Below are 21,651 nucleotides of genomic sequence, written 5' to 3' on the forward strand. Positions count from 1 at the left end.
GCGGACCCAAGCCGAGCCCTCAGCCCGGAAGATCTCCGCAGGCCACGCCGGGCGCACGCCGTGCACAACGCGTTGCTGCGCCCGGGCCGCCGGCGGCATCGCAACCGCTGACCAGCACCTGTTCGACCTCGCCGTGCCGCGAGCCGTGCGGTTGCGGTGTGTCAGGCCGGGCGGCCGCCGGAGGTGCTACGGACCGGACAGCGGAAGAACGGCATCCATGGCGAGGTCGAGGAGCTCCGCCACGGAGCGCTTGCCATCGCAGGCGACCCACTCCCGACGGGCATACGCGAAGCGGCTACGCCGGCGGCGGCGAGCGCTCCCGCGCGCAGCCGATGCTCCTCGCCGGGCGGCGTTTTCGCGAGTCGTGGGACGAGCGACTGGGCGATGACCTTCTCGATCACTTCGTCGAATGCGCGGCGCAACGCGTACCAGGGTTCTTCCTCGGGGGGCGCGCCGCCAGTGCGTCGGCGATGTCGGTGCCGGTTTCGTCGAGCACGTAGGTCACCACGGCTTCTTTGTTCGCGAAGTAACGGAAGAGGTTGCGTGGTGACAGGCCGGCCGCCATGGCGATCTGGTCCACGGTGGTGGATTCATACCCGTTCGCGAGGAAGAGGTCGACTGCGACCGTCTTCACTTCCTGCTGTACCGCTCAACCGCGCCGCGGTCTCCCTTCTCGCCTCCCACTTGAAGGACCTGCTGGAAAGGGACGGTGTCTCGTCCTGATCCCGCGCACCGAAGGACAGGGGCGCCTGGCGTCGGGCGCCCCTGTCACGCGTACGAAGACTGCGAGGCTGCCGCCGGCCGCCCGCAGACGAGCCTTCGGTGGGTTCTGCCGCGCCCGGGCGCGGCAGCCGCGTTTCTCTTCGACGGACGGCCCACCGCCGATGCCCTGCGGCCCGCCACCGCGAGCCGTCCACCACCCTGATCCTCGCGCAGGTCACGGTGATGTGTGAGGGGTCATGATCCTTGACGCCCTGGCGGGATCGCCTCCGCGGAACCGCTAGCGGGACACGGGCAGATCACAGATCCTGTCCATGGCACCGCTGCCTCGATGAAGGCCCCCTACCCGGCGGTCCGCACGCGCTGACGCGCCCGGTGGGCTCGCAGGTTTTCCGGGTTGCCGCAGGTCTTGGTGGAGTGCCACACGCCGCTGTTGTTGCGGGAGCGGTCGAAGAAGGCCGTCGTGCAACGGGCGTTGCGGCAGATCTTGAGCCGGCGCCAGGTGTCCGCCTGCTGGGCCTGGAACATCTCGAGGAGCACCAGGGCGGCCACATACCGCCAGCCTTGTCCGCGCGGCTCCAGGACGACCCGCCCGCTGCGGTCCATCCGCAAGGCCGCCGCCGCGACGTGAACGGCGGGCGCCACCTCAGCGTCGTCGCCGCGTGGGCCGTCGCCGTCCGGTGCGGCGAGAAGCCGCCTCAACTCGGCACGCAGGCCACGGAGTTCTTCGAGATCGTTCTCGGTGAGCCGCACCTGCGCGGCGGCCTGCGCCGTCTCCTGGGCCCAGCCCTCCAGCGCCTGGTCGGCCCATGCCTGCGCGTCGGCGAGGTCGTCCAGAAGATCTGCTGCCCGGGGACGGCCGGCGGAGATGGTGTTGAGCAGGTCGTGCACCAGCGCCAGCCCGAGAGGAGCGGGCTCGACTTCGTACCGCGTGGATGCGGACCACGCCATGGCCCTGCCCCCTTCGCTCGTCGTCATGGCCGACATGACCGTGGCCATGTGGCCACTGCCTCAGGGTACGACACCCCCTGCCACCTTGAAATGAAATGGGCTAACGGCATACAGTCCTTTCAGTTGGATCGGCAACGCAGCCACACGAAGGGTGTCGCTCATGAGCTCGTCAGCCTCCACAGCGCCCAGGAAGCCCTTGGCGCTCCGGAGCGGGAGAAACGTGGCGGCACCGCTGTCGCGCCGCCGATGACCCCAGCATCACCGTGGAACGTGTCGGCCCCGTCGTGCCATCACGCCTCCCTCCTGCCCCCGCACTACCGTCGTCGACGGAGCAGCCACGCGCTTGGAGGGGCTCGGCACGATCGCCGCACCCCGCGTCGCGTTCTTGACCTGGTACCGCTGACGGGCTCGCGCAGCCGCGCCGCGGACAGGTCCTGAAACCCGGCCGGCTGACACTCATCAGCGGCGGAGGCCAGTTCGCCCCGCGCAGCACGCAGTTCCCCGCCGTCACACAATCCGCCCCCAACCGGTTCTGCGACCGCCTCACCCGATGGGCCGCGAGCCCGCCCCTGCTGTCGAGAGCCAAGGAAATGTCATGCCCGTTCTCACCCATTCCATAGATGGCGATGTCGCCACGATCGTCCTCGACAATCCTCCGCAGAACCGCTTCGCGCCCGAGTTCACCCAGGAGCTCAGCGAGATCGTCGACGCCCTCACGCGCAGCCAGGCCCGCGCCGTCGTACTGCGGGCCGAGGGACCCGACTTCAGTTACGGTGGCGACTTCCGGCCCTGGGTCGACGCCGACCGCACGAGCCTGCGGGCCGACTTCGACCTCGCTCTGTCCGTGATCAACCGGTTCGAGCAGCTCCCGATCCCGGTCGTGGCCGCGGTCCAGGGGCTGTGCTACGGCGGCGGCTTCGAACTCGCGCTGCGGGCCGACATCATCCTCGCCGCCGAGAGCGCCCGCTTCGGCCATCCCGAGCAGTCGCTCGGCATCGTCACCCTCCTCGGCGGGATCCACCGCGTGGCCGAACGGGCCGGTCGGGCCCGCGCCTTCGAATGGGCACTGACCTCCGAGCAGGTACCCGCCACGGTCATGGCCGAGGCCGGGGTCATCAACCGCGTCGTCCCCGACGACGAACTCCGCACCGAAGCCGAGGCCTTCGCCCAAAAGATCGCCCAGGGCCCCACCCGGGCGCACGTCGCGCACAAGGCGTTGCTGCGCGCCTGGGCCACCGGCGGCATCCCCGCCGCCGACCAGCAGCTGTTCGACCTGGCCGTCCCTCTCTTCGAGACCGAGGACGTCAAGGACGGCCTGGCCTCCGCCGCCAAGGCCCTCAAGGAGGGCCGCCCCCGGCCCGTCCTGCCCTTCAAGGGCCGCTGATCCCCTCTCCCCCACTAGCCGCCAGCCAGAGGACACCACATGATCATCGATTCCGCCGACCTGGACGCGAAGTCCGCCTACAAGCTGCTCATCGGCAGCGTCATCCCTCGCCCCATCGCCTGGGTGAGCACCCTGTCCACCGAAGGTGTGGGCAACCTGGCTCCCATCTCCTTCTTCACGGTCGTCGGGCGCAAGCCGCCCCGGATCTCGCTGTCGTTCCAGCCGCGTTCGGACGGTGCCACGCTCAAGGACAGCTTCGTCAACATCCGGGACACCGGCGAGTTCGTCACCAACATGGCCACCCTGCCGCAGATCGACGGGCTGAACCGCAGCGCCTTCGAGTTCGAGCCCGACGTCGACGAGTTCGACGCGGTCGGGCTGGAGAAGGTGCCGTCCGAGGCCGTTCGCCCGCCCCGTATCAAGGGGGCGCCCATCGCGTTCGAGTGCACCGTCGAGCACATCTTCTCGTCGCCCGACGGACTCAACAACGCCGTCTGGGGCAATGTGGTGCGCTTCTACATCCGAGATGACCTCTACGTGGGCGGCCGGATCGACTTCGGTGCCATCGCTCCGGTGGGACGACTCGCCGCCGAATACACCCTCGTGAACAACGCGTTCGAGACGCCGCTCGACCCCGAGGTGATCAAGGAGCGCTCCGAACGCCGGATGGAGCGCCTGGACCAGAAGGACACGTACTACTCGCCGATCGACACGCCCCACTGGTCGCCGTCCGGGTCCACCACCACGCTCGACTGACAGTGAGGGTGGGACGCGGTGACCCTGCCTGCGGGGACCGGTTCGCCGATTGACCGACGTCTCGTGGCGACTCCGCCGGACATCACCCGGCCTCCATGAGGAAGCACGTGTCGCGGATGAACTCCTCCCGAATCAGGAGGCGCAGAACGACGCTTCCACCCACGATGCCGCCGTGATCATCGCGGTTCGGCTGCGGCGGTTCCGCCCCCGCCCTTCGGCTCACCGAGCAGGGCGACCGCACAGTCGGGCTGGAGGCGGGCTCCCGTTTCTCTCCCTCCGACTCGCCGCCCAAGGGCTCCTGGGACGTCGAGAACCAAGCTGGTCGCCAGGGGCAGCGTGACCGAACTCCCGCATGATCGCATCGGCCAAGGCGCCCTTCGCGCCCAGGAAGCTGTGTACAGGCGCAGAGCGGGGCCGGCAAGGCACTGGACAGGAGGTCCGAGCGCCGACACGATCGCGTTCATGACACCCGAGGATGCCATTGTCGCCACTGCCGACCGGATCGCGGAGCTGCTGCAGGCGGGGGCCGACCCGCACACGCCGCTGCCGGGCGCCGAGTGGACGGTGGGGGAGGCGGCGGCTCATCTCGCGCTGGCGGGGAAGCTGATGGCGGACATCGGGGCGGGAGAGGACCGCCCGTACGGCGATGGGACGCCGAGCGGCCTCGCGGCGGCCAACCGTGCGGCTCTGGCCGTCTTTCCGCAGCGGGATCCGGCGGTCCTCGGCGCGGAGATCGCGAATACCGCCCGAGCCTTCGTTGCGACCGCGGCCGGCCGCAGCCCGCGGGAGGCGGTGCTGACGCCGATGGGGCCGATGGACGTGGCGACCCTGGGCTCGTACCTGCTCACGCACTTGCTCGGGCACGGATACGACATCGCGGTCGCGCTGCGCGGGCCCCACATGGTCAACCGGGAAGTAGTCGCCTTCACGCTGCCGTTCATGCGGTTGGCCATGCCGCGTGCTGTGAACGCCGGCGCAGTCGGCCACCACGCGTGCTATCTGTTGCGGATCGCCCGCGACCGCTTCGCCGTGACCTTCGCGGACGGCGTGCCCACGGTCACCGACACCCCGCCCCGGCGGCCCGACTGCACGATCGCCATCGACCCCATCGCCTTCCTCCTCCTCGCCCTGGGCCGCTGGACCGCCCCCACCGCCATGGCCCGCGCCAAGGTCGTCGTCTGGGGCCGCAAACCGTGGCTGGGCCTGCGCTTCCCGATGCTCTTCACAGCGCCATAGACGAGCGAGCGGACTGGCGCGGACGGCCTCTTTGACCATCGCCTCCCACATGAGGCCGGGAGCCCGCCAGCCCTTCGAGCAATGGCGAACGCTTGACCGCGGCTGATTTCGACGCACCCCGAAACGCTTCTCATGCAGATGCAGGGATACGCCGTCGTGGCGGCCGCCGGGGCGCAGGGCGACGACCTGATCGGCGAGGTCGTCCGGGCGGGCTGGATGAGGATCTGGGAAGCGTGCATCTGGCGCTGGGTGCCGATGCCGACCGGACGGCACGTCTCTTTGCCTGCGGCATGCTCGGTAGCACGCTCACCGCCATCGGCCTCCCCCGGGCGCGGAGCCAGGAGGCCAGGTTGCTTCCGGAAGGACGCGGCGTCAGCGCGCGCCTGCCGCATCCAGCAGGGTGACCACCGTGGGTGCGATGAGTCCCGTCATGGTGTCGGCTCCGATCCCCGCACGGGCGCTGGCGCCGTCGAAGACCAGGATCAGCTGCCAGGCCAGCAGATCGGGGTCGCTCGCGCCACCGCGCTCGGCCTCGGTGCGGAAGAAGGCGGTCAGTTTCGCCTTGATCCGGTGTGCCACCTGGCTCGCGGGGTGATTCTGGTCCTTGAGCTCGATCTGCACAGCCAGGTACCGGCAGCCTCGGAAGGCGGGCGCGCCCGCATGCGACTCCAGTTGCTCGAAGACGTGCAGGATCCGCTCGCGGGGGGAGCGGCCGTCGTCCGCCGGGGGCAGGAGAGTGGCCACGAAGGGGGCAGTGCGCTCCTCCAGGCTTGCTGCCAGCAGGTCGTCCTTGCTGTGGAACAACTGGTACATGGAGCGCTTCGACACGCCCGCCGCCTTGCATAGCGCGTCGACGCCGATATTGACGCCGTCCTGGTAGGTGAGCGCGGCCGCCGCCTCCAGCAGGCGCTCTCTGGAAGATGGCTTCACTTCGGTGGTCCTGTCGTGAGGATAACTCGAATCCGACGAATTGAAACCGATCGGTTTTCAGCGATGCGGGGAGCCGACCGGCGTCGTCCAGGCACTGAAGTCCGCTCAGAGGCTCGGCGACGGTCTCGGGGGAGAAAGACCGTCGCCGAGCCCTGATGGTGTGCACGCCCCTCGTCCCCACGGGGGCGACACACACGGGGCCACTCCGCACACGGCCCCGCCCTGGGGGACGCGGAAGGAATTCCGCTACACAGGGGTGGCGTTCTTCTCGGGGTCCGTCTCGGCAGGGATGCGGTGCAGCCCCTTGCGGTCGTACCACCCCAGCACGCCGAACCCGAACAGTGCGGCCGCCACGAGGCCGACGGCCATCATGACCCAGCCCCGGGTCAGGCCCGCGTCGCCCTGCGCGCCGTAGTAGAGGATCGCGCGGATGCCGCCGGCGATCTGCCGCAGGGGCTCGAACTCGGCGAGGAAGCGGTAGAAGCCGGGCAGCGCCTGGATCGGCGTGGTGGCGTTGGCCGTTGGCACCGCCATGCCGATGAAGACCAGCGTGGCCACCAGCATGCCGGGGGTGCCGAACACCGCGAGGAGGGTGAGCGCGCCGATCCCGGAGACCGCGACGGCGCACACCGAGTACAGCCACAACAGCGGCAGGTGGGAGGCGTCCATGCCCATGATGCCGACCGCCCCGACCATGACCAGGGTGCCCATCAGCAGGGACAGGGCCGCCATGAGGGTGCTGCTGATGGCGAGGGTCTGCACACGGGTCGCCCGGATCAGCGGGCGGTGCAGGCGCAGCGGACCCAGGTCGTTGTGGGTGTAGCCGAGGGTGTGGTCCACCTGGCCGCTGATGACGTTGGCGGAGAGCATGCCGACGACCACGAGGGCGAGCGCGTAGTAGAACGCGGTGAGGCCCAGGCCGCTGTGCGAGTCGAGGGGATGGCCGTCCTTCACCGTGACGGCGGCCGGATCGGCGAGCAGGACGCGGGCCGCGGCGGGCAGCTTCTCCTGCGCGGGTCCGATCTGGGCGGTCAGTTCCTTGCCGATGTGGAGCGAGGCGTTCTCGGCGGCCTGCGTCGTCGCGACCCTCGCCAGACTGGAGCCCAGGCTGCCGGCGGACTGGTTCGTCAGCACCGTCAGCGCCGGGCGGACCGGGGTTTCGGCGGCCGCGGTGCCGGTCAGGGAGGCGACCGAGGACGTGAAGTCAGCGGGCACGACAAGCGCACCGTACAGCTTGCCCTTGCCGAGTTCCTCCTTCACCTCCCGCTCGTCCATCACCTTCCAGTCGACCTTGCCCCCTCCCGCCGTGGACTTCTTGATCGAGTCGGTGATCTGTGCTCCCAGGTTCACCTGCTTGCCACCGACCGCGGCTCCCTTGTCGGCGTTCACCAGGCCGACGGGCAGGTTCTTCATGTGGCCGGCCGGGTCGATGTTGGCGCCGACGTACAGCACGGCGAACAGCAGCGCGAGAACGCCGGTGATCACACCGCTGGCGATCCACAGGGGTTTCGCGCGCAGCACGCGGAAGGGATGAATTCCGTTCATGACTTACTCCGGCCTGGACAGCACAGCTACATCGGGAGAAGACCGGACGGCACCATCGCCGGACCGGGAACCTGCAGACTCACAACCCTTCGGCACACGAAGGCAACCGTGGATCACGGTCTCGGCCGCCCCCCAAAGGGAAACCGACCGGTTTCCCATCAATAGTAAACCGATCATTTTCGTTATTCAAATCGACCTCCGCAGTCCCCGGGAGGGCTCGGCTCGCGGTCGCGTCACGCGGCCACCCGCGCCGATCACCGTCGGCCGGCGGACGTCAGTAGCGTGGTGGATCGGTGTGTGTGAGTCGCTCAGGGGCATGCCTGTTCCGCCGTGGCGGGCGGCGACGATCTCGGCGGCGATGGACAGGGCGGTCTCCTCGGGTGTGCGGGCGCCGAGGTCGAGGCCGATGGGTGAGTGCAAGCGGGTCAGTTCGGCTTCGGTCAGGCCGACTTCGCGGAGTCTGCGGTCGCGGTCCTCGTGGGTGCGGCGGGAGCCCATCGCGCCGATGTAGGCGGCGGGCAGTCGCAGGGCCGTCTCCAGCAGAGGCACGTCGAACTTGGCGTCGTGGGTGAGGACGCACACCACGGTGCGCTCGTCGGTCAGGGTGCGGTGGAGGTAGCGGTGCGGCCAGTCGACCACGATGTCGTCGGCCTCGGGAAAGCGCGTCCGGGTGGCGAAGACGGGCCGGGCGTCGCACACCGTGACGTGGTAGCCGAGGAACTTGCCCACGCGTACCAGGGCCGCGGCGAAGTCGATGGCGCCGAAGACCAGCATGCGGGGCGGCGGCACGCTTGATTCGACGAACACGGTCAGGTCGGGATCGCAGTGGGTTCCGTCCTGCCCGATGTCGAAGGTGCCGGTGCGGCCGGCTTGCAACAGGGAGCAGGCTTCGTCGACGACGGCGCGGTCCAGGTCGGGACGTCCGCCGAGTCCGCCGTCATAGGATCCGTCCTCACGGACCGTCAGCGCCCGTCCGAGAAGCTCTGCCGGGCCGCGGATCACGCGGGCCAGCGCCGCCGCCTCGCCCCGGGTGGCGGCCGACAGCGCCGTCTGGAACGCCTTCTGGCCGGGCGCGTCGACGGGTACGGGCGTGACCAGGATGTCGAGGACACCACCGCAGGTCAGGCCGACGGCGAAGGCGTCCTCGTCGCTGTAGCCGAACCGCTCGTGCACCGCCTGGCCGTCCTTGAGCGCCTGGGTGCACAGGTCGTAGACCGCGCCTTCGACACAGCCGCCGGAGACCGAGCCGATGGCCATGCCGTCGGCGTCGACGGCGAGCGCGGCGCCAGGCCCTCGCGGAGCGCTGCCGCTGACCCCCACGACGGTGGCGACGGCGAAGTCCCGGCCTTCCTCGAGCCACCGGCTCAGCTCGTCAGCGATGTCCAGCATGGGAGCTACTCTCTTGCCTGCGCAGATCGGACCGTCGTCACAGCAGCTTGTCCAGCGTGATAGGCAGGTCCCGTATCCGCTTGCCGGTCGCGTGATAGACGGCGTTCGCGATCGCGGCCGCCACGCCGGTCATGCCGACCTCGCCCAGGCCGATGATGCCCAGGGGCATCGTCTTGTCCGGTTCGTCGAGCCAGTCGACGTCGATCGGGGGGATGTCGGCGTGCACGGGCACGTAGTAGGAGTCGAGCCCGGCGCTCATGGTGCGCCCGTTGCGGGGATCGATCAGGCTCTGCTCCGACAGCGCCATGCCGATGCCCATGACCACGGCCCCGCGGAGCTGACTGGCCGCGGTCTTGGGGTTGATGACGCGGCCGACGTCGAACATGCCGAGCCAGCGCGAGATCCGCAGTTCCCCGGTGTCGGCGTTCACCCGCACCTCACAGAACTGCGCGCCGCGGGCGGCCTTGGACCAGCGCTGGTCCTTCAGGAAGTTGGACAGGAACCGGCCCTGACTGCCCAGCGCGCCCAACCGTGTGGCCGACCCGACCGAGGCCTCGAGGAACGGGCGCCCCGTCGCACGCAGGGCGGCCGCCGGTTCCTGACCGGTCGTCCCCGTACGCCGGGCCAGGGCACTCACCTTCCGGGTCAGCTCGGCGCACGCGGCGAGGACGCTGGTGGCCACCGTCGCAGTCTGGTTCGAGTTGCCGGCCATCGGCCCGGACGGCAGGGCCGAATCGCCGTACTCGACTTGGACCTTCTCGTACGCGATGCCGAGCGCGTCCGCGGCGATCTGTGCCTGTACGGTCGCGGAGCCCATGCCCATCTCGTGGAAAGCGCACTGCACGAGCGCGCTGCCGTCGTCGCTCAGCCGAACCTTGACGTCGGCGACCAGGCGCAGGGTCGGGTGGTAGGCGGTGGCCGTGCCCATCCCGACGAGCCACTCGCCATCCCGCATGGAGCGGGGTTCGGGGTTGCGGTCCGCCCAACCGAAGCGTTCGGCGCCTCTCTCGAAGGCTTCACGCTGCATCCGCTGGGAGAACCTCCTGCCACCCGTCGGATCCTTTGCCGGCTCGTTGCGCAGCCGCAGGGCGATCGGATCCATGGACAGCTCGTAGGCGAGTTCGTCCATCGCCGATTCCAGCACGAAGCTGCCGATCGCCTCCCCCGGGGCGCGCAGCCAGGTGTTGGGCATCAGATCCATGGCGACGAGGTTCTGCCGGGTGACCATGTTCTCGGCGCCGTAGAGGTGCCGGGCCGGCGAGCTGGTCGCCTCGAGCAGGCCCCCGGCCGAGCCGGTGCGGGTGACGCTGTCCTGGATCAGCGAGGTGAGCCGGCCGTCGCGGGCCGCACCGAGCGCGATCCGGTTGGTCGAGGCGGTACGCCCACCGGTGGCACGGCTGACGGCCCTGCGACTCAGCGCCAGACGCACCGGCCGCCCGACAGCCTTGGCCGCCATCGCCGCGATGACCGTGCCGGGCCAGACGGCGAACTTGCCACCGAAGCCGCCCCCCACGAACTCGGCATGGACGCGGACATTCGACGCCGGCACACCGAACCGCCAGGCCAGGTAGCGGCGGCTTTGGTCCATGGCCTGCGTGGTGTCGTGCACGGTGAGGTGGTCACCGTCCCAGACGGCGACCGTCGCGTGCGGCTCGATCGTGTTGTGCTGCAGGCCGGGCGTGGTGTAGCGCAGGTCGACCGAAACTTCCGCGGCGGCCAGCGCCTTATCGGCGTCACCCTTTTTCGTGTGGCCGGCGAAGGTGAGGTCGCCCTTCGCCGGGGTGGCGTTCGTCTGCTCGGCGACGAAGTCCACCCGCGCGGGCAACAGGTCGTAGGTCACTTCGACGAGCGGGGCGGCCTCGTTCGCCGCGGCCGAGGTCTTGGCGACCACGACAGCGATCGGCTGGCCGTCCCAGAAGACCTGATCCGTGTTGAGGTAGTCGAGGCTGGTCCCCGACACGCTCGGTCCCAGGTCCCGCACGATGTTGTGGTTGCGTACCGAGCGGATCCTCGGTGCGTTGATGTGGGTGAGGACCGCGACGACGCCGGGCACCGCGGCCGCCGCGGTCGTGTCGATGCCGGTGATCGTGCCCCGCGCGACGGTGGCGTGAACCAGCGTCGCGTACGTGAGGTTCGGGTAGTGGTGCTCGGCGGAGAACCGCACCGCCCCGGTCACCTTCGCGTGGCCGTCCCGGCGGTCCACCGGCCGTCCGACCGCGCCCCCGACGGGCACGGAAGCGTCCAGGCCGGACTCGGAGCCTGTCCTGGTGTGTGTGGTCACGATGCGCTCCGCTCGGCGTTGAGTTTCCGCAGCACGGCCACGACCGTCCGCTGGGCCAGGTCGATCTTGAAGGCGTTGCCGGACTGAGGCAGGGCTGGGGCGAGTTCGGCGGCGGCGGCGCGGGCGAAGCTCTCGTCGGTGGCTTCGGCGCCGAGCAGCAGCTCTTCCGCTATGCGCGCCCGCCACGGCTTGGTCGCGACGCCGCCGAGCGCGAGGCGGACCTCGGCGATACGGCCGTCGTCGGCGACCTTGATTGCGGCGGCGACGGAGACAAGGGCGAAGGCGTAGGACGCGCGATCGCGGACCTTGCGGTAGCGCGAGTGCGCCGCGATCGCCACTGGCGGCAGCTCGATCGCTGTGATCAGCTCGTCGGCGGCCAGCACCGTCTCGATGTGGGGAGTGTCGCCGGGCAGCGTGTGGAAGTCGGCGACCGGGATACGCCGGATGCCGCGCACGCTCTCGACCTCGACGACCGCGTCGAGCATCACCAGCGCCACCGCCATGTCCGAGGGATGCGTCGCTATGCAGTGCTCGCTCGCCCCCAGCACCGCGCTGCCCCGGGAGAACCCGCCGATCGCGTCACAACCGCTGCCGGGCGCACGTTTGTTGCACGCCGAGTTCTCGTCGTAGAAGTACATGCAGCGGGTGCGCTGCAGCAGGTTCCCTCCCACGGTCGCCATGTTCCGCAGCTGAGCGGACGCCCCCAGCAGGATCGCCTGCGCCAGCACTGGATAACGGGTCCTGATCAGCGGGTCCGCCGCGAGCCGGCTGTTGGTCACCAGTGCGCCGACGCGAAGGGTGCCGTCGGGGAGTTCCTCGATCCCGGTCAGGGGCAGGCGTGTGATGTCCACGAGCGTCGCCGGGTGTTCGATGCCCTCCCGCATCAGGTCGACGAGGTTCGTCCCGCCCGCGAGGAACTTGACGTCATCAGAGTCGGCGATCGTGCGCAGCGCCGTGGCCGTGTCCGGGGCGCTGAGGTAGGAGAACGACTTCACTTCGCGACCTCCTTGATCGCCGCGACGATGCCGTTGTAGGCGCCGCAGCGGCACAGGTTGCCGCTCATCCGCTCCCTGATCTCCGCCTCGTCCAGCTCCCCGCCGGTGTCGGCGAGGTGCTCGGTCGCCGCGCTGGGCGCGCCTTCCTTGTGCTCGGCGAGCATCCCGATCGCCGAGCAGATCTGGCCCGGCGTGCAGTAGCCGCACTGGAATCCGTCGGTGCGGACGAACGCCTCCTGCAGCGGGTGGTCGACCCCTTCGATAGTGGTGATCTCCCGGCCCTGGTACTGCACCGCCAGCGCGAGGCACGCGTTGATCCGCCGACCGTCGGCCAGCACCGTGCAGGCGCCGCACGCGCCCTGGTCGCAGCCCTTCTTGGTACCGGTCAACCCCAGGTACTCGCGCAGCGCGTCGAGCAGGCTCACCTGCGGCGCGACGTCCAGCTTCTGGGCGGACCCATTGATCCGCAGTTCGATCTCCACCGTGGTCATTCCTCCGGTTCGCCCGAGGGCTCGTTCTCTTGAGGGGGGCCATCAGGCACGTAGGCCAGGACCAGAGGGACTCCGCTCCGCGGACTTCGGAAACCGTCGGCCGGGGAGCCGAATCATGAGAGGAGGTCCATGATCTAAAACAGGAACGTAGCAGTTAGACCGATTACTCGCATCACCCTTGTCGCAACTTTACATTCCCATGCAACAGCATTGATGCAAATCAGTACAAATCCGCAGGTCAGGCGTATGGTCTTCGGTGCATCACGAATCAACAACGGGAGTGGATAGGTCATGGGCCGACCCCTGCGGGCCGATGCCGCGCGCACTGTGCGCGCGATCCTGGAGGCGGCCGAGCAGGTCCTGGCAGAAGACCCCAGCGCCTCCATGGAGCAGATCGCCGAGCAGGCGGGCGTGGCCCGAACGACGGTGCACCGGCGGTTCGCCAACCGCCAGGCCCTCATCGAGGCCCTCGGCGCCTCGGCGAAGCGGCAGCTCATGGAGTGCGTGGAAGACGCCCACATGGACACCGCCCCACCGCTCGTGGCACTGCACCGCGTCACGGCGAACGTACTGCGGATCAAGAGCGTCTGGCGGTTCACCCTCGGCCACCCCCTCGCCGAAACCCCTCTCACGGCGGAGATCTGGTCCGAGATCAACGCCGGCGCCCTCGAGTTCTTCGCCCGTGCCCAGCGCGAGGGGCTCCTCGCCCCGGACGCGGACCTCCTGTGGGCGCGGCGGGCCTACTACGCCCTCGTCGACGAGGCCCAGCACGGAGGCGGCGCGGATCACGACCCGGACCAGGTCCGGCAGAACGCGGACGCACTGGCCACGCTCGTCGTCGACACCTTCCTGCGCGGCATGGGACCCCACGGCTGAACCGTCGGGTCTACGGCCCCCGTCTCCTCTGGTCTTGCCCTCCGCCGCCGACCGGACGATCGTGGCTCGAGCAGTTGCGGGGCGACCCGTTGGACCAGGTCGCCGATCATCATCGTCAGCTCCTTGGCCTCGGCGTCCAGGTACTGCCACCGCTCGGCGAGCGTCCGCAGGGTGTGCCGAAGGGCGTCCTCGGGTCCTTCCAGACGGCGAGGACGCAGAGCTGCCAGCTGCCGCGCCAGGCTGATCTGTGTCTTGCCTGCAGTCTCCCGCCGCAGGGCGTCCGAGGCGTGGACGAGTATCGCCTTGATCGTGACCATCGCCGCCGCACGCTGTTCAACGGCCTGGTCATGGGCGATCTTGAGCTGGCGGATCATCTCGGCCTCGCCGTCGGCGGTCTTCGGCGTGGCCGTCGCGAAACCGGCCAGCACAGCGCGGGCAGCGTTCTCGGCGTCCAGGGTGTCGGACTTTCCGTTCATGCGTCGCAGCCGCCGGTCCGGGCGTCCGGCCTCGACCACCTTGTGGCCGGCCCTGCGCGGGAATGACGTCAACGTGGCGCCGTAGGAGCCGGCGCCCTCGATCCCGAAGGCCCGTTTGTACGCGGTGTCCAGCCATCGCCGCTGCGCGTCAACCGTCCGCTCATCTGCCCGGCTCACACGAGCTGCAGACAGCCACTGTGCACACGGCCTCCCGTGAACGGAATTCGCGCAGCACGTTGGAAGCCTGCCCCACCGTGCCGGCACGGCCCGAGGCCGGGCTCCACCCCGCCGCAGTACCCCAACCGCATACCGGACACCGATCCAGCAGCGTCACCTGATGCTCAGGGCGCACCGCCGCACACGACAGCTTCCACCACAGCCGCCACACCCCGCCCGACGCCAGTAGACAGCACGGCCAGGCCCGGCTGCCGTACACCTCCACCCACTCCCGGGCCGCCGACGGCCAATCCGCCTTGCTCGCGGAGGGCACCGCCGGCACACTCAGCGGCCCACCGTCGAAAACCGACAGGTGCATCTTGTCCACTGCGCTGCCCGGGACACCCGTCGTGGCGTACACGGCCTGCCGGGCCGCCTCATCACACTGCACTCCGAACACAGGGGGCCGGGTACTCGCATGAACCCCTCGAAGGTGCAGCCCCATCAGGTCGGCGACCTCAGCCGGCGGACATCGGTTCACGCGCGCCATCCGATCCACCCACGACGCGAACGCTTCATCCGCTCGCGGAGCTGTGACCAGCGCTAATCTCCCGTGGCAGCATGCACCGAGCAATGCTCAAGACTTGTGGATCAGCCTCGGGTTGGCGCGTGAAGGGCGTACCTTCCCGAATGATCCTGTGATGGTCATCGAGTAGGCCGACGTTGGCGCGTCGGTCGGGAAGGCACGCCCGTGCTCACGGTAGTCAACGAAGACGGAACGACACCACACGGCTCCCTGATCGACGAGATCGTCCGGGAGGGCGCACGGCGGATGCTGGCCGCCGCGCTGGAAGCCGAAGTCAACACCTACATAGCCGAGTTGGCTGATCAGCGGGACGCGTCCGGGCGGCGTCTGGTGGTGCGCAACGGCTTCCACCAGCCGCGGAAGGTCACGACCGCGGCCGAGGCGATCGAGGTGAAGGCCCCGCGGGTCAATGACAAGCGCGTCGACGAGGCCACCGGGGAGCGCAAGCGGTTCTCCTCGGCGATCCTGCCGCCCTGGGCCCGCAAGTCCCCGAAGATCAGCGAGGTGCTCCCTCTGCTCTATCTGCACGGCCTGTCGTCGGGTGACTTCGTGCCCGCGCTGGAGCAGTTCCTCGGCTCCTCCGCCGGCCTCTCGCCCGCCACGGTCACCCGGCTGACCGGGCAGTGGCAGGCCGATCACACGGCATTCGGCGAGCGTGACCTGTCGGCGACGGACTACGTGTACGTGTGGGCCGACGGCATCCACCTGCGGATCCGCCTGGCCGAGGCGAAGTCCTGCGTGCTGGTCGTCATGGGGGTGCGCGCGGACGGCACGAAGGAGCTGATCGCGATGGCCGACGGCTACCGCGAGTCCGCCGAGTCCTGGGCCGACCTGCTGCGTGACTGCGCACGGCGCGGGATGCGCGCTCCGGTCCTCGCGGTCGGCGACGGAGCACTGGGCTTTTGGAAGGCCCTGGCAGAGGTGTTTCCCGAGGCCCGCCATCAGCGGTGCTGGGTTCATAAAACGGCCAATGTGCTCAACGCGATCCCGACGTCGGCCCAGCCCAGCGCGCGAAAGGCGCTGCAGGACATCTACAACGCCGAGGACCGCGACCATGCGGTGAAAGCCGTCGCCGCATTCGAGAAGACCTACGGCGCGAAGTGGCCCAAGGCCGTCAAGAAGATCACCGACGACGTTGACGAGCTGCTGGCGTTCTACGACTTCCCGGCCGAGCACTGGGTTCACCTGCGCACCACGAATCCGATCGAATCGACCTTCGCGACAGTGCGGCTGAGGACCAAGGTCACCAAGGGCGCCGGCAGCGCGGCCGCCGCACTTGCCATGGTCTTCAAGCTCGTCGAATCCGCCCAGGCGCGCTGGCGAGCGGTCAACGCGCCCCACCTCGTGGCACTCGTCCGTGCCGGAGCCCGCTTCGAACGCGGCCTCCTGGCCGAGCGGCCGAAGGCGGCGGCGTGATGAACCAAAGACGCCGACCGGGGCGATCTTGGCCGCGAAGCAACCGCGGCTACGCTCTACTCAAAGTGGACATCGTCGAGGACGACGCCTGGTCGTCCCAGCCAGAAGCCGCCCGCAGCCTGGGCATCACGCTCATCCGCGTCGGGATGCTCATCGCCAACCGCCGTCTCATACCGGCAGAGAACCCGGCTGGTCAGGCTGGAGTCACAACTGCCAGCGTCCAAGCCGAGGAAATCTGGCGAGCGAACGCGACAAAGCGAGCGAAGCTCGCCCGTCTCCTGAAGGACACGATCAACTGGTTCTGATCACTGATCCACAAGTCTTGACGATAGCTCGCGCGGGCATCGTCTCCGCCGAGCACGCACCTGTCCGGATGGTTTGGCCGTGGATACCAGGGTCGTTTCAGGAACGACGGCGGCCTGTGAGGTGGCCGCCGCGCACGCGGTGCAGGCGTCGGAAAGACGCCAGCGGCGTCCGCCTCGCTCGCGGACGAGAAGAAGCCGGATCGGGCCGTCGCAACCGCGGTGGCGGGGATGCTGGCGGCAGCCCCGCTCGTGGCACTGACAGGTCCGCAGGTGGGCCGGAAGCGGGGCTAGCCGGGCGTGCGCTGCCAGGTGAGCCAAAAGCTCGGACCTGGCGGCGGAGCCCGCGAGCGGCCGCCCGCCGTGCGTGCACTGCTGGCACACGAGTACTGGCCCGCCGGGCTGAGGGCGCAGTTCGACCGTCCAGGTGCGCCGGACTCCCGGGCGCACGGAGCAGAGTCTCATGGCGCGTGTCTTCCTCCCGCCGTTCACTGCGCCGGCGCTCTGCCGGACTGAGTCGGGCGCACACGCTAGTGCAGACCTCTGCCCCTCGATCTTGCCCTGACAAGCACAAATAGGGCAGAGGTCTGCACTGACAGGGCAGGTGTCTGCACCTTCCGATGGGTAAGTGACGATCTTCCCGCCCGACCCGGACTTCGAGGCTCTGCGTCTGGAGCTCGCCCGGTTGCGTGCGGCGCGGGGATGGACGTACGACGAACTCGCTGCCCGCAGTGGCCTGGCCAGAAGGACGCTCATCGAGATCGAGCAAGGCCGCACGATCGGCACCCTCAAGTCATGGCACGCCCTCGCTCACGCACTAGACACGCCGCTCGATGAGCTCTTCGGCACCCTGTGCCGCGGGCATGAACCCCCGCAACCGATGAGTGGTTGACGGGCCGTCCGAGCCCGTCAAGTGTTCAGCCGATCGGGCAGGATGATGTGAACGTCTGAGCGTTAAGTCGAACACGCGTCGCCTTGTATTGGGCTGTTCGGACTACATCTACGGCCCAGACATCACACCACGGCGTGCGGGCTGGCACCTTCGCGCGCATGCGCCCCTCACCCGTGCCCCGACGCTGGGACACCAGCCCGATCTTTTCTCATCCGCGACGCTCACTCTGTGTCGATCCCGACAGCCCCAGCCGACTTCTGCGTTGTGCCCAGCGCGACCGCTGCCGTGAATGCGGCAATCAAGCCGAGTGGTATCAGAGAGTCCGGGACCGTCCCGTCCTCCTGCACCCCCAAGAGTTGCCGACGGCCGCGGTGCCCGCCGAATACCGTTGGCACGTCAGCTCCGGCCTCGCGTATCCCTCTGGGGACGGCAGCGCCTGGTGCCGACTAACCCACGCGAGCATCTGCCCGGCCCAGGACACCGCTGACGCCGCGGCCTCTGAGCTGACGAGACTCCGGCGGACGCTGGCCGTAAACACACGTCGTCTGGTGGATGCCGGACGCTTCACGCCAGCGGCGTCGGCGAGCCCTGCGGCCCGGCCGCTCGAGGACCCGTGCCGACCCGCCAGGCCCGTCGTCCAGATCTTGTACGTCCGTTACCTTGCCGCACGACCTCTGGACGAGATCCAGTGCGTGGCCCAGACACGGCGACGCGACCGGTGCACCCTCAGGATGCTCGACGCCGACCGCTCGGCGGGTATCTGGAGACTGGTTCCGGCAACAGCCTCCCAGGGGCAACTGGCTCTGCCTGCCGAGGTGATGGCCTTGTACGACTTGAGCTCCCTGCCCTACGCCGAACAGCTCCGCTGGCGGACGCAGCGCTGTCCCCAGCACGCGGCCACTCCAACAGCCGCGGACCTGGCACTGACGGACTGGGAACCCTTCGATCCGCTCGTCCACCACGCGTACGTACACCGACGGCTCCCCACCCACGGCCGCCGGCCCCATCCAGGTGGCGGAGCGCAGAAGGCGGCCCGGCGATGAAGAATCCTGATCGGCCAGACCGCGACAGCTCAGGGGCAGAAGCCCGCTGCCTTTCTCGCCCGGACCGTCGCAGAAGCTGTCGCGCGAGACGAGCAGACCCGCACCCGACATCTGACCACGCGGCTCCAGGATCTACTCGCCCATCACACCCCCGAAGCCGTACTCACCTGCGCGGCACGCGTCCTGCTCGACCACCAGCGCCCACCCTCGTGTTCTTCAGTCGACGCGGATGACCAGCGGCCTGGCGCCGTACACACGACCCTCTGACCCGTCTGCACCGCGGAGTTCTCGTTGCACACGCCGACCGACGAACAGGCCCACGCCTTCGATACCTTCCGAGCCGGTCACCACATCGCGCTGCAGGCTGGCGCCGGTACAGGCAAGACCAGCACGTTGGACCTGTTGGCCAGGAGTACTCGACACCGAGGCTGCTACATCGCCTTCAACAAGACCATCGCCGAAGACGCCGCCACCCGGTTCCCACGCTCCGTGCAGTGCAAGACTGCCCACGCCACAGCCTTCGCAGCGGTCGGCTATCGGTTCGCCCATCGGCTCAGGAGCCCGCGCCAGCCGGCCTGGCGGATCGGGCACGCCCTCGGTGTCGGGTCCCCTGTCCGTATCGGTGACCACGAAATCAGCCACCGGACTCTGTCCCACACGGTGCTGCGTACGGTCACCCGCTTCTGCCAGTCCGCCGACAAAGCCCCGGCTCCTCACCACGTCCCCGCCCTGCGCAGGCTGTGCGCACCGAACGAACGCGCCCAACTCGCCGAAGCCGTCATGCCGTTCGTTGCAAGAGCCTGGAAGGATCTGCAGAACCCCGACGACGGTGTGGTGCGCTTCGAGCACGACCACTACCTGAAGATGTGGGCTCTGACCGAGCCGAAGATCGAGGCAGACTTTCTCCTCCTCGACGAAGCCCAGGACACCAACCCCGTCCTGGAGCGGGTCTTCGCCGCCCAACGCAGTCACGCCCAGCTGGTTATGGTCGGTGACTCCGCCCAGGCCATCTACGGGTGGCGAGGGGCCAGGGACGTGATGGCGGACTTCGACGCCACCCACCTCACCTTGACCCGCTCCTTCCGCTTCGGCCCACTCCTCGCCGAACAGGCCAACCTGTGGCTCGCGCTCGCCCACGCGCCGATCCGACTGAGCGGTACCGACACCATTCCGACGAAGGTCGGCTCGGTCACGAGTCCAGACGCGGTGCTGTGCCGCACCAACATCGGCGCCATGACCGAAGTCATGGGACAGCTGGAAGCTGGCCGCCGGGTGGCCCTCGCTCGAGGCGGGCAGACACTCCACGCGCTGGCGCGCGCCGCCCGGGATCTCAAGGAAGGTCGGCGCACATCCCACCCCGAACTGGTTCTCTTCGTTTCATGGGGGGAATTGCAGGAGTACGCGGAATACGATCCCGTCGGCCGCGATCTCCAGCCCTTCGTGGAACTCGTCGACACTCACGGGCCCGAATCCATCATGGCCGCCGTCGATGCGCTCACCGACGAAAAAAACGCAGAGGTCACGGTCTCCACCGCACACAGGGCGAAAGGCCGGGAGTGGTTCGACGTCAGAATCGCCGACGACTTTCCCCCTCCGCCAGGCAGCGACCAACTGGATGAGTGCGGCAGCCCGATCCCGGAACCCGTGAGCGAAACGGACGCCCGTCTCGCCTACGTCGCCGTCACCCGCGCCCGGCACAATCTGGACCTCGGAGGGCTCGCATGGATCGAAAACCAAGCCGCCCTTGCCTGTGACACCCGACGGACCCATCCACTGCCGGTCTGAACCGGACGTCTGGGTGGCGACTGCATTCCTACAGCCACGTCCCGGTCGGTGCTGCCCTCGGCCCAGGTAAACCGGCTTGTCGACCGGGTCGGCGCGGGTCCGGTGGCCTGCGCCATCACACTTGCCCAGGGCATGACTGATCACGTGACCACGCAGATCCCGCAGTTTGGCGTGGACGGCCTCGTGCAGGAGCTGCGGAAGGGATGTGAGGCCGTCGCGTTGAGCATCGTGGCTGCGCTGGCCGAGAATGCCGAGGTCGTGCCGGAGCCTCCGGCAGAAGCGCTCACGGGCGCTGTGGAGACTGCGGGCCGGGCAGTCGGTATCGAGCACCTGTTGCAGAGCGTCCAGCTCGTTCATGCCTACGCCGTCAGGGAGCTCCTGGACGAGGCCGAACGACACCTGCCTGCCTCCGACCGGTTCGCGGCGGTGGCGCATGTCTGGGAGGTGCTGTTCGCGATCGTCAACCAGTTGTACGCCGAGATGACTCGCGAGTTCTCCCGGGCGCACGCCGCCTGGGTGACCAGTTCGGCCGCGGTGCGCATGGAGCTGGTGCAGGACGTCCTCGACGGAAAGCCAGTCGCTGCCGATCATGCGCACCGCGTCCTGGGCTACGACCTCACTCGCCGGCACACCGCCTTGGTGGTGTGGGCTGACGATCTCGAACAGGCCGATCCCGGCCGGTTGGCAGGGTGTGCCGAGCAGTTGCTGAGGGCGGGGGGAGCGACGGGCACCTTGATCCTGCCTGTCGGCCGGCAACGGGTGTGGGCGTGGGGGTCCAGTGTCCACGGTGCCTCGGTGACGCCGCCGACGTCGACGGCCACGCCCCGGTCCGGGATTCGGGTAGCGGCCGGGCTGGCCGAGTCCGGCGTCGAGGGGTTCGCGTTGAGTCACGGTCAGGCCCTCGATGCCGTCCGGGTCGGGATGCTGTCCCGCACCGACCGGTGGCTGTTCGACTATGCCGAGCTCGACCTGATCGCCATGCTCAGCACGCATCTCGATGAGGCGCGCCGGTTCGTGCGCCGTGAGCTGGCTGGACTCGCCGGATCCGGGGAACCTGCCACCACCCTGCGCACCACCCTCAAGTGCTATCTGGACACGGAACGGAGCCTGAACACCACGGCTGAGCTGCTGCACGTCGCGCGTAACACGGTTGCGTACCGCATCCAGCGGGCCGAGCAGCTGCGGGGCCGGGAGACCAAGGTCCGGCGGATGCACCTTCAGGTTGCGCTGGCGCTCGCGGAGGAGTTCGGCGACCTCGTGTTGAGCGAACAGGCCACCCCGCGCTGACGGCGCTGACGGCCCCTTTGGACTTCGGTCCATCGGCGGCAGGCCGGTTTGCACCACGGACCAAGCGCCGCGAAGGCTGTGTCCGCTGCACGCGCTCTACACCGACGCCCTGGTCACCCTCGCCGCCACGCGCACCTTCCCGGTGAAGTACCCG

Annotated in this window: 20 protein-coding genes; 10 read left to right on the forward strand and 10 right to left on the reverse strand. The window is 69.1% G+C overall.

Going from position 1 to position 21,651, the window contains the following annotated elements; translation table 11 throughout:
* Positions 1-397: 397 nt before the first annotated feature.
* Both B5557_RS07655 and B5557_RS07660 read right to left on the reverse strand, forming a co-directional pair.
* Positions 398-634: a TetR/AcrR family transcriptional regulator gene (locus tag B5557_RS07655; protein WP_079658415.1), complete on the reverse strand. Its 237-nt coding sequence runs from the start codon at positions 632-634 to the stop codon at positions 398-400.
* A 428-nt stretch (positions 635-1,062) separates the two neighbouring features.
* Positions 1,063-1,671, reverse strand: a complete 609-nt coding sequence (locus tag B5557_RS07660) for a CGNR zinc finger domain-containing protein (RefSeq protein ID WP_079664649.1) — start codon at positions 1,669-1,671, stop codon at positions 1,063-1,065.
* A 595-nt stretch (positions 1,672-2,266) separates the two neighbouring features.
* Between B5557_RS07660 and B5557_RS07665 the strand changes: the two genes are divergently transcribed.
* The 3 genes from B5557_RS07665 to B5557_RS07680 all read left to right on the forward strand — a co-directional run bounded on the left by B5557_RS07665 (position 2,267) and on the right by B5557_RS07680 (position 5,047).
* On the forward strand, positions 2,267-3,055 hold the full coding sequence (locus B5557_RS07665; RefSeq protein WP_079658416.1) for an enoyl-CoA hydratase/isomerase family protein: 789 nt from the start codon (positions 2,267-2,269) through the stop codon (positions 3,053-3,055).
* Positions 3,056-3,094: 39 nt separating this feature from the next.
* Complete coding sequence (locus tag B5557_RS07670) at positions 3,095-3,811, forward strand: flavin reductase family protein (RefSeq protein WP_079658417.1); 717 nt, start codon at positions 3,095-3,097, stop codon at positions 3,809-3,811.
* A gap of 462 nt (positions 3,812-4,273) precedes the next feature.
* Positions 4,274-5,047 carry a maleylpyruvate isomerase family mycothiol-dependent enzyme gene (locus B5557_RS07680; RefSeq protein ID WP_079658419.1) on the forward strand — a complete coding sequence of 258 codons (774 nt, stop codon included), beginning with the start codon at positions 4,274-4,276 and terminating at the stop codon, positions 5,045-5,047.
* 372 nt (positions 5,048-5,419) lie between these two features.
* On the opposite strand, the gene B5557_RS07685 is transcribed toward B5557_RS07680, so the two are convergent.
* The 6 genes from B5557_RS07685 to B5557_RS07710 form a co-directional block, all read right to left on the reverse strand.
* Entirely contained in the window at positions 5,420-5,977 is a 558-nt protein-coding gene (locus tag B5557_RS07685; RefSeq protein WP_231976290.1) for a TetR/AcrR family transcriptional regulator, read from the reverse strand.
* A gap of 246 nt (positions 5,978-6,223) precedes the next feature.
* Positions 6,224-7,522, reverse strand: a complete 1,299-nt coding sequence (locus B5557_RS07690) for an SNG1 family protein (RefSeq protein ID WP_079658421.1) — start codon at positions 7,520-7,522, stop codon at positions 6,224-6,226.
* Positions 7,523-7,708: 186 nt separating this feature from the next.
* Positions 7,709-8,911, reverse strand: a complete 1,203-nt coding sequence (locus tag B5557_RS07695; protein ID WP_079658422.1) for an XdhC family protein — start codon at positions 8,909-8,911, stop codon at positions 7,709-7,711.
* Positions 8,912-8,948: 37 nt separating this feature from the next.
* Positions 8,949-11,192 (reverse strand): xanthine dehydrogenase family protein molybdopterin-binding subunit, encoded by a 2,244-nt coding sequence (locus B5557_RS07700; protein WP_079658423.1) that lies wholly within the window; start codon positions 11,190-11,192, stop codon positions 8,949-8,951.
* Positions 11,189-12,187: an FAD binding domain-containing protein gene (locus B5557_RS07705; RefSeq protein WP_079658424.1), complete on the reverse strand. Its 999-nt coding sequence runs from the start codon at positions 12,185-12,187 to the stop codon at positions 11,189-11,191. Before B5557_RS07705 ends, B5557_RS07700 begins: the two co-directional genes overlap by 4 nt.
* Positions 12,184-12,678: a (2Fe-2S)-binding protein gene (locus tag B5557_RS07710; RefSeq protein WP_079658425.1), complete on the reverse strand. Its 495-nt coding sequence runs from the start codon at positions 12,676-12,678 to the stop codon at positions 12,184-12,186. Before B5557_RS07710 ends, B5557_RS07705 begins: the two co-directional genes overlap by 4 nt.
* Positions 12,679-12,969: 291 nt before the next feature.
* On the opposite strand from B5557_RS07710, the gene B5557_RS07715 reads away from it, so the two are divergent.
* Positions 12,970-13,554, forward strand: coding sequence for a TetR/AcrR family transcriptional regulator (locus B5557_RS07715; RefSeq protein ID WP_079658426.1), 585 nt, complete (start codon positions 12,970-12,972; stop codon positions 13,552-13,554).
* Here B5557_RS07715 and B5557_RS07720 read toward each other — a convergent pair.
* Both B5557_RS07720 and B5557_RS46165 read right to left on the reverse strand, forming a co-directional pair.
* Positions 13,464-14,207 (reverse strand): IS110 family transposase, encoded by a 744-nt coding sequence (locus tag B5557_RS07720; protein ID WP_197697292.1) that lies wholly within the window; start codon positions 14,205-14,207, stop codon positions 13,464-13,466. The genes B5557_RS07715 and B5557_RS07720 overlap by 91 nt on opposite strands.
* Positions 14,191-14,820, reverse strand: a complete 630-nt coding sequence (locus B5557_RS46165) for a TniQ family protein (RefSeq protein WP_443031338.1) — start codon at positions 14,818-14,820, stop codon at positions 14,191-14,193. The genes B5557_RS07720 and B5557_RS46165 overlap by 17 nt, the downstream gene beginning before the upstream one ends.
* A gap of 117 nt (positions 14,821-14,937) precedes the next feature.
* Here B5557_RS46165 and B5557_RS07730 point away from each other — a divergent pair, with 117 nt between their 5' ends.
* From B5557_RS07730 to B5557_RS07755, 6 genes are all read left to right on the forward strand, one after another.
* Positions 14,938-16,188 carry an IS256 family transposase gene (locus B5557_RS07730; RefSeq protein WP_079658428.1) on the forward strand — a complete coding sequence of 417 codons (1,251 nt, stop codon included), beginning with the start codon at positions 14,938-14,940 and terminating at the stop codon, positions 16,186-16,188.
* A 65-nt stretch (positions 16,189-16,253) separates the two neighbouring features.
* On the forward strand, positions 16,254-16,493 hold the full coding sequence (locus B5557_RS07735) for a DNA-binding protein (RefSeq protein WP_231976169.1): 240 nt from the start codon (positions 16,254-16,256) through the stop codon (positions 16,491-16,493).
* Between the two features lie 625 nt (positions 16,494-17,118).
* Entirely contained in the window at positions 17,119-17,382 is a 264-nt protein-coding gene (locus tag B5557_RS07740; protein WP_079658429.1) for a helix-turn-helix transcriptional regulator, read from the forward strand.
* 158 nt (positions 17,383-17,540) lie between these two features.
* Complete coding sequence (locus B5557_RS44920; protein WP_231976291.1) at positions 17,541-18,425, forward strand: DUF6083 domain-containing protein; 885 nt, start codon at positions 17,541-17,543, stop codon at positions 18,423-18,425.
* Positions 18,426-18,716: 291 nt separating this feature from the next.
* Positions 18,717-20,210: a UvrD-helicase domain-containing protein gene (locus B5557_RS07750; protein ID WP_079658431.1), complete on the forward strand. Its 1,494-nt coding sequence runs from the start codon at positions 18,717-18,719 to the stop codon at positions 20,208-20,210.
* Between the two features lie 144 nt (positions 20,211-20,354).
* Positions 20,355-21,497, forward strand: a complete 1,143-nt coding sequence (locus tag B5557_RS07755) for a PucR family transcriptional regulator (protein ID WP_159424342.1) — start codon at positions 20,355-20,357, stop codon at positions 21,495-21,497.
* Positions 21,498-21,651: the final 154 nt, after the last annotated feature.

This window comes from Streptomyces sp. 3214.6, from assembly GCF_900129855.1.
Lineage (GTDB): Bacteria > Actinomycetota > Actinomycetes > Streptomycetales > Streptomycetaceae > Streptomyces > Streptomyces soliscabiei.

What these genes read in the sequence shown, in the direction of transcription:
- B5557_RS07690 (WP_079658421.1), bottom strand. Translation starts at nt 7,522, where the DNA reads ATGAACGGAATTCATCCCTTCCGCGTGCTGCGCGCGAAACCCCTGTGG.
- B5557_RS07665 (WP_079658416.1), top strand. Translation starts at nt 2,267, where the DNA reads ATGCCCGTTCTCACCCATTCCATAGATGGCGATGTCGCCACGATCGTC.
- B5557_RS07715 (WP_079658426.1), top strand. Translation starts at nt 12,970, where the DNA reads ATGGGCCGACCCCTGCGGGCCGATGCCGCGCGCACTGTGCGCGCGATC.
- B5557_RS07660 (WP_079664649.1), bottom strand. Translation starts at nt 1,671, where the DNA reads ATGGCGTGGTCCGCATCCACGCGGTACGAAGTCGAGCCCGCTCCTCTC.
- B5557_RS07710 (WP_079658425.1), bottom strand. Translation starts at nt 12,678, where the DNA reads ATGACCACGGTGGAGATCGAACTGCGGATCAATGGGTCCGCCCAGAAG.
- B5557_RS44920 (WP_231976291.1), top strand. Translation starts at nt 17,541, where the DNA reads ATGCGCCCCTCACCCGTGCCCCGACGCTGGGACACCAGCCCGATCTTT.
- B5557_RS07670 (WP_079658417.1), top strand. Translation starts at nt 3,095, where the DNA reads ATGATCATCGATTCCGCCGACCTGGACGCGAAGTCCGCCTACAAGCTG.
- B5557_RS07680 (WP_079658419.1), top strand. Translation starts at nt 4,274, where the DNA reads ATGACACCCGAGGATGCCATTGTCGCCACTGCCGACCGGATCGCGGAG.
- B5557_RS07695 (WP_079658422.1), bottom strand. Translation starts at nt 8,911, where the DNA reads ATGCTGGACATCGCTGACGAGCTGAGCCGGTGGCTCGAGGAAGGCCGG.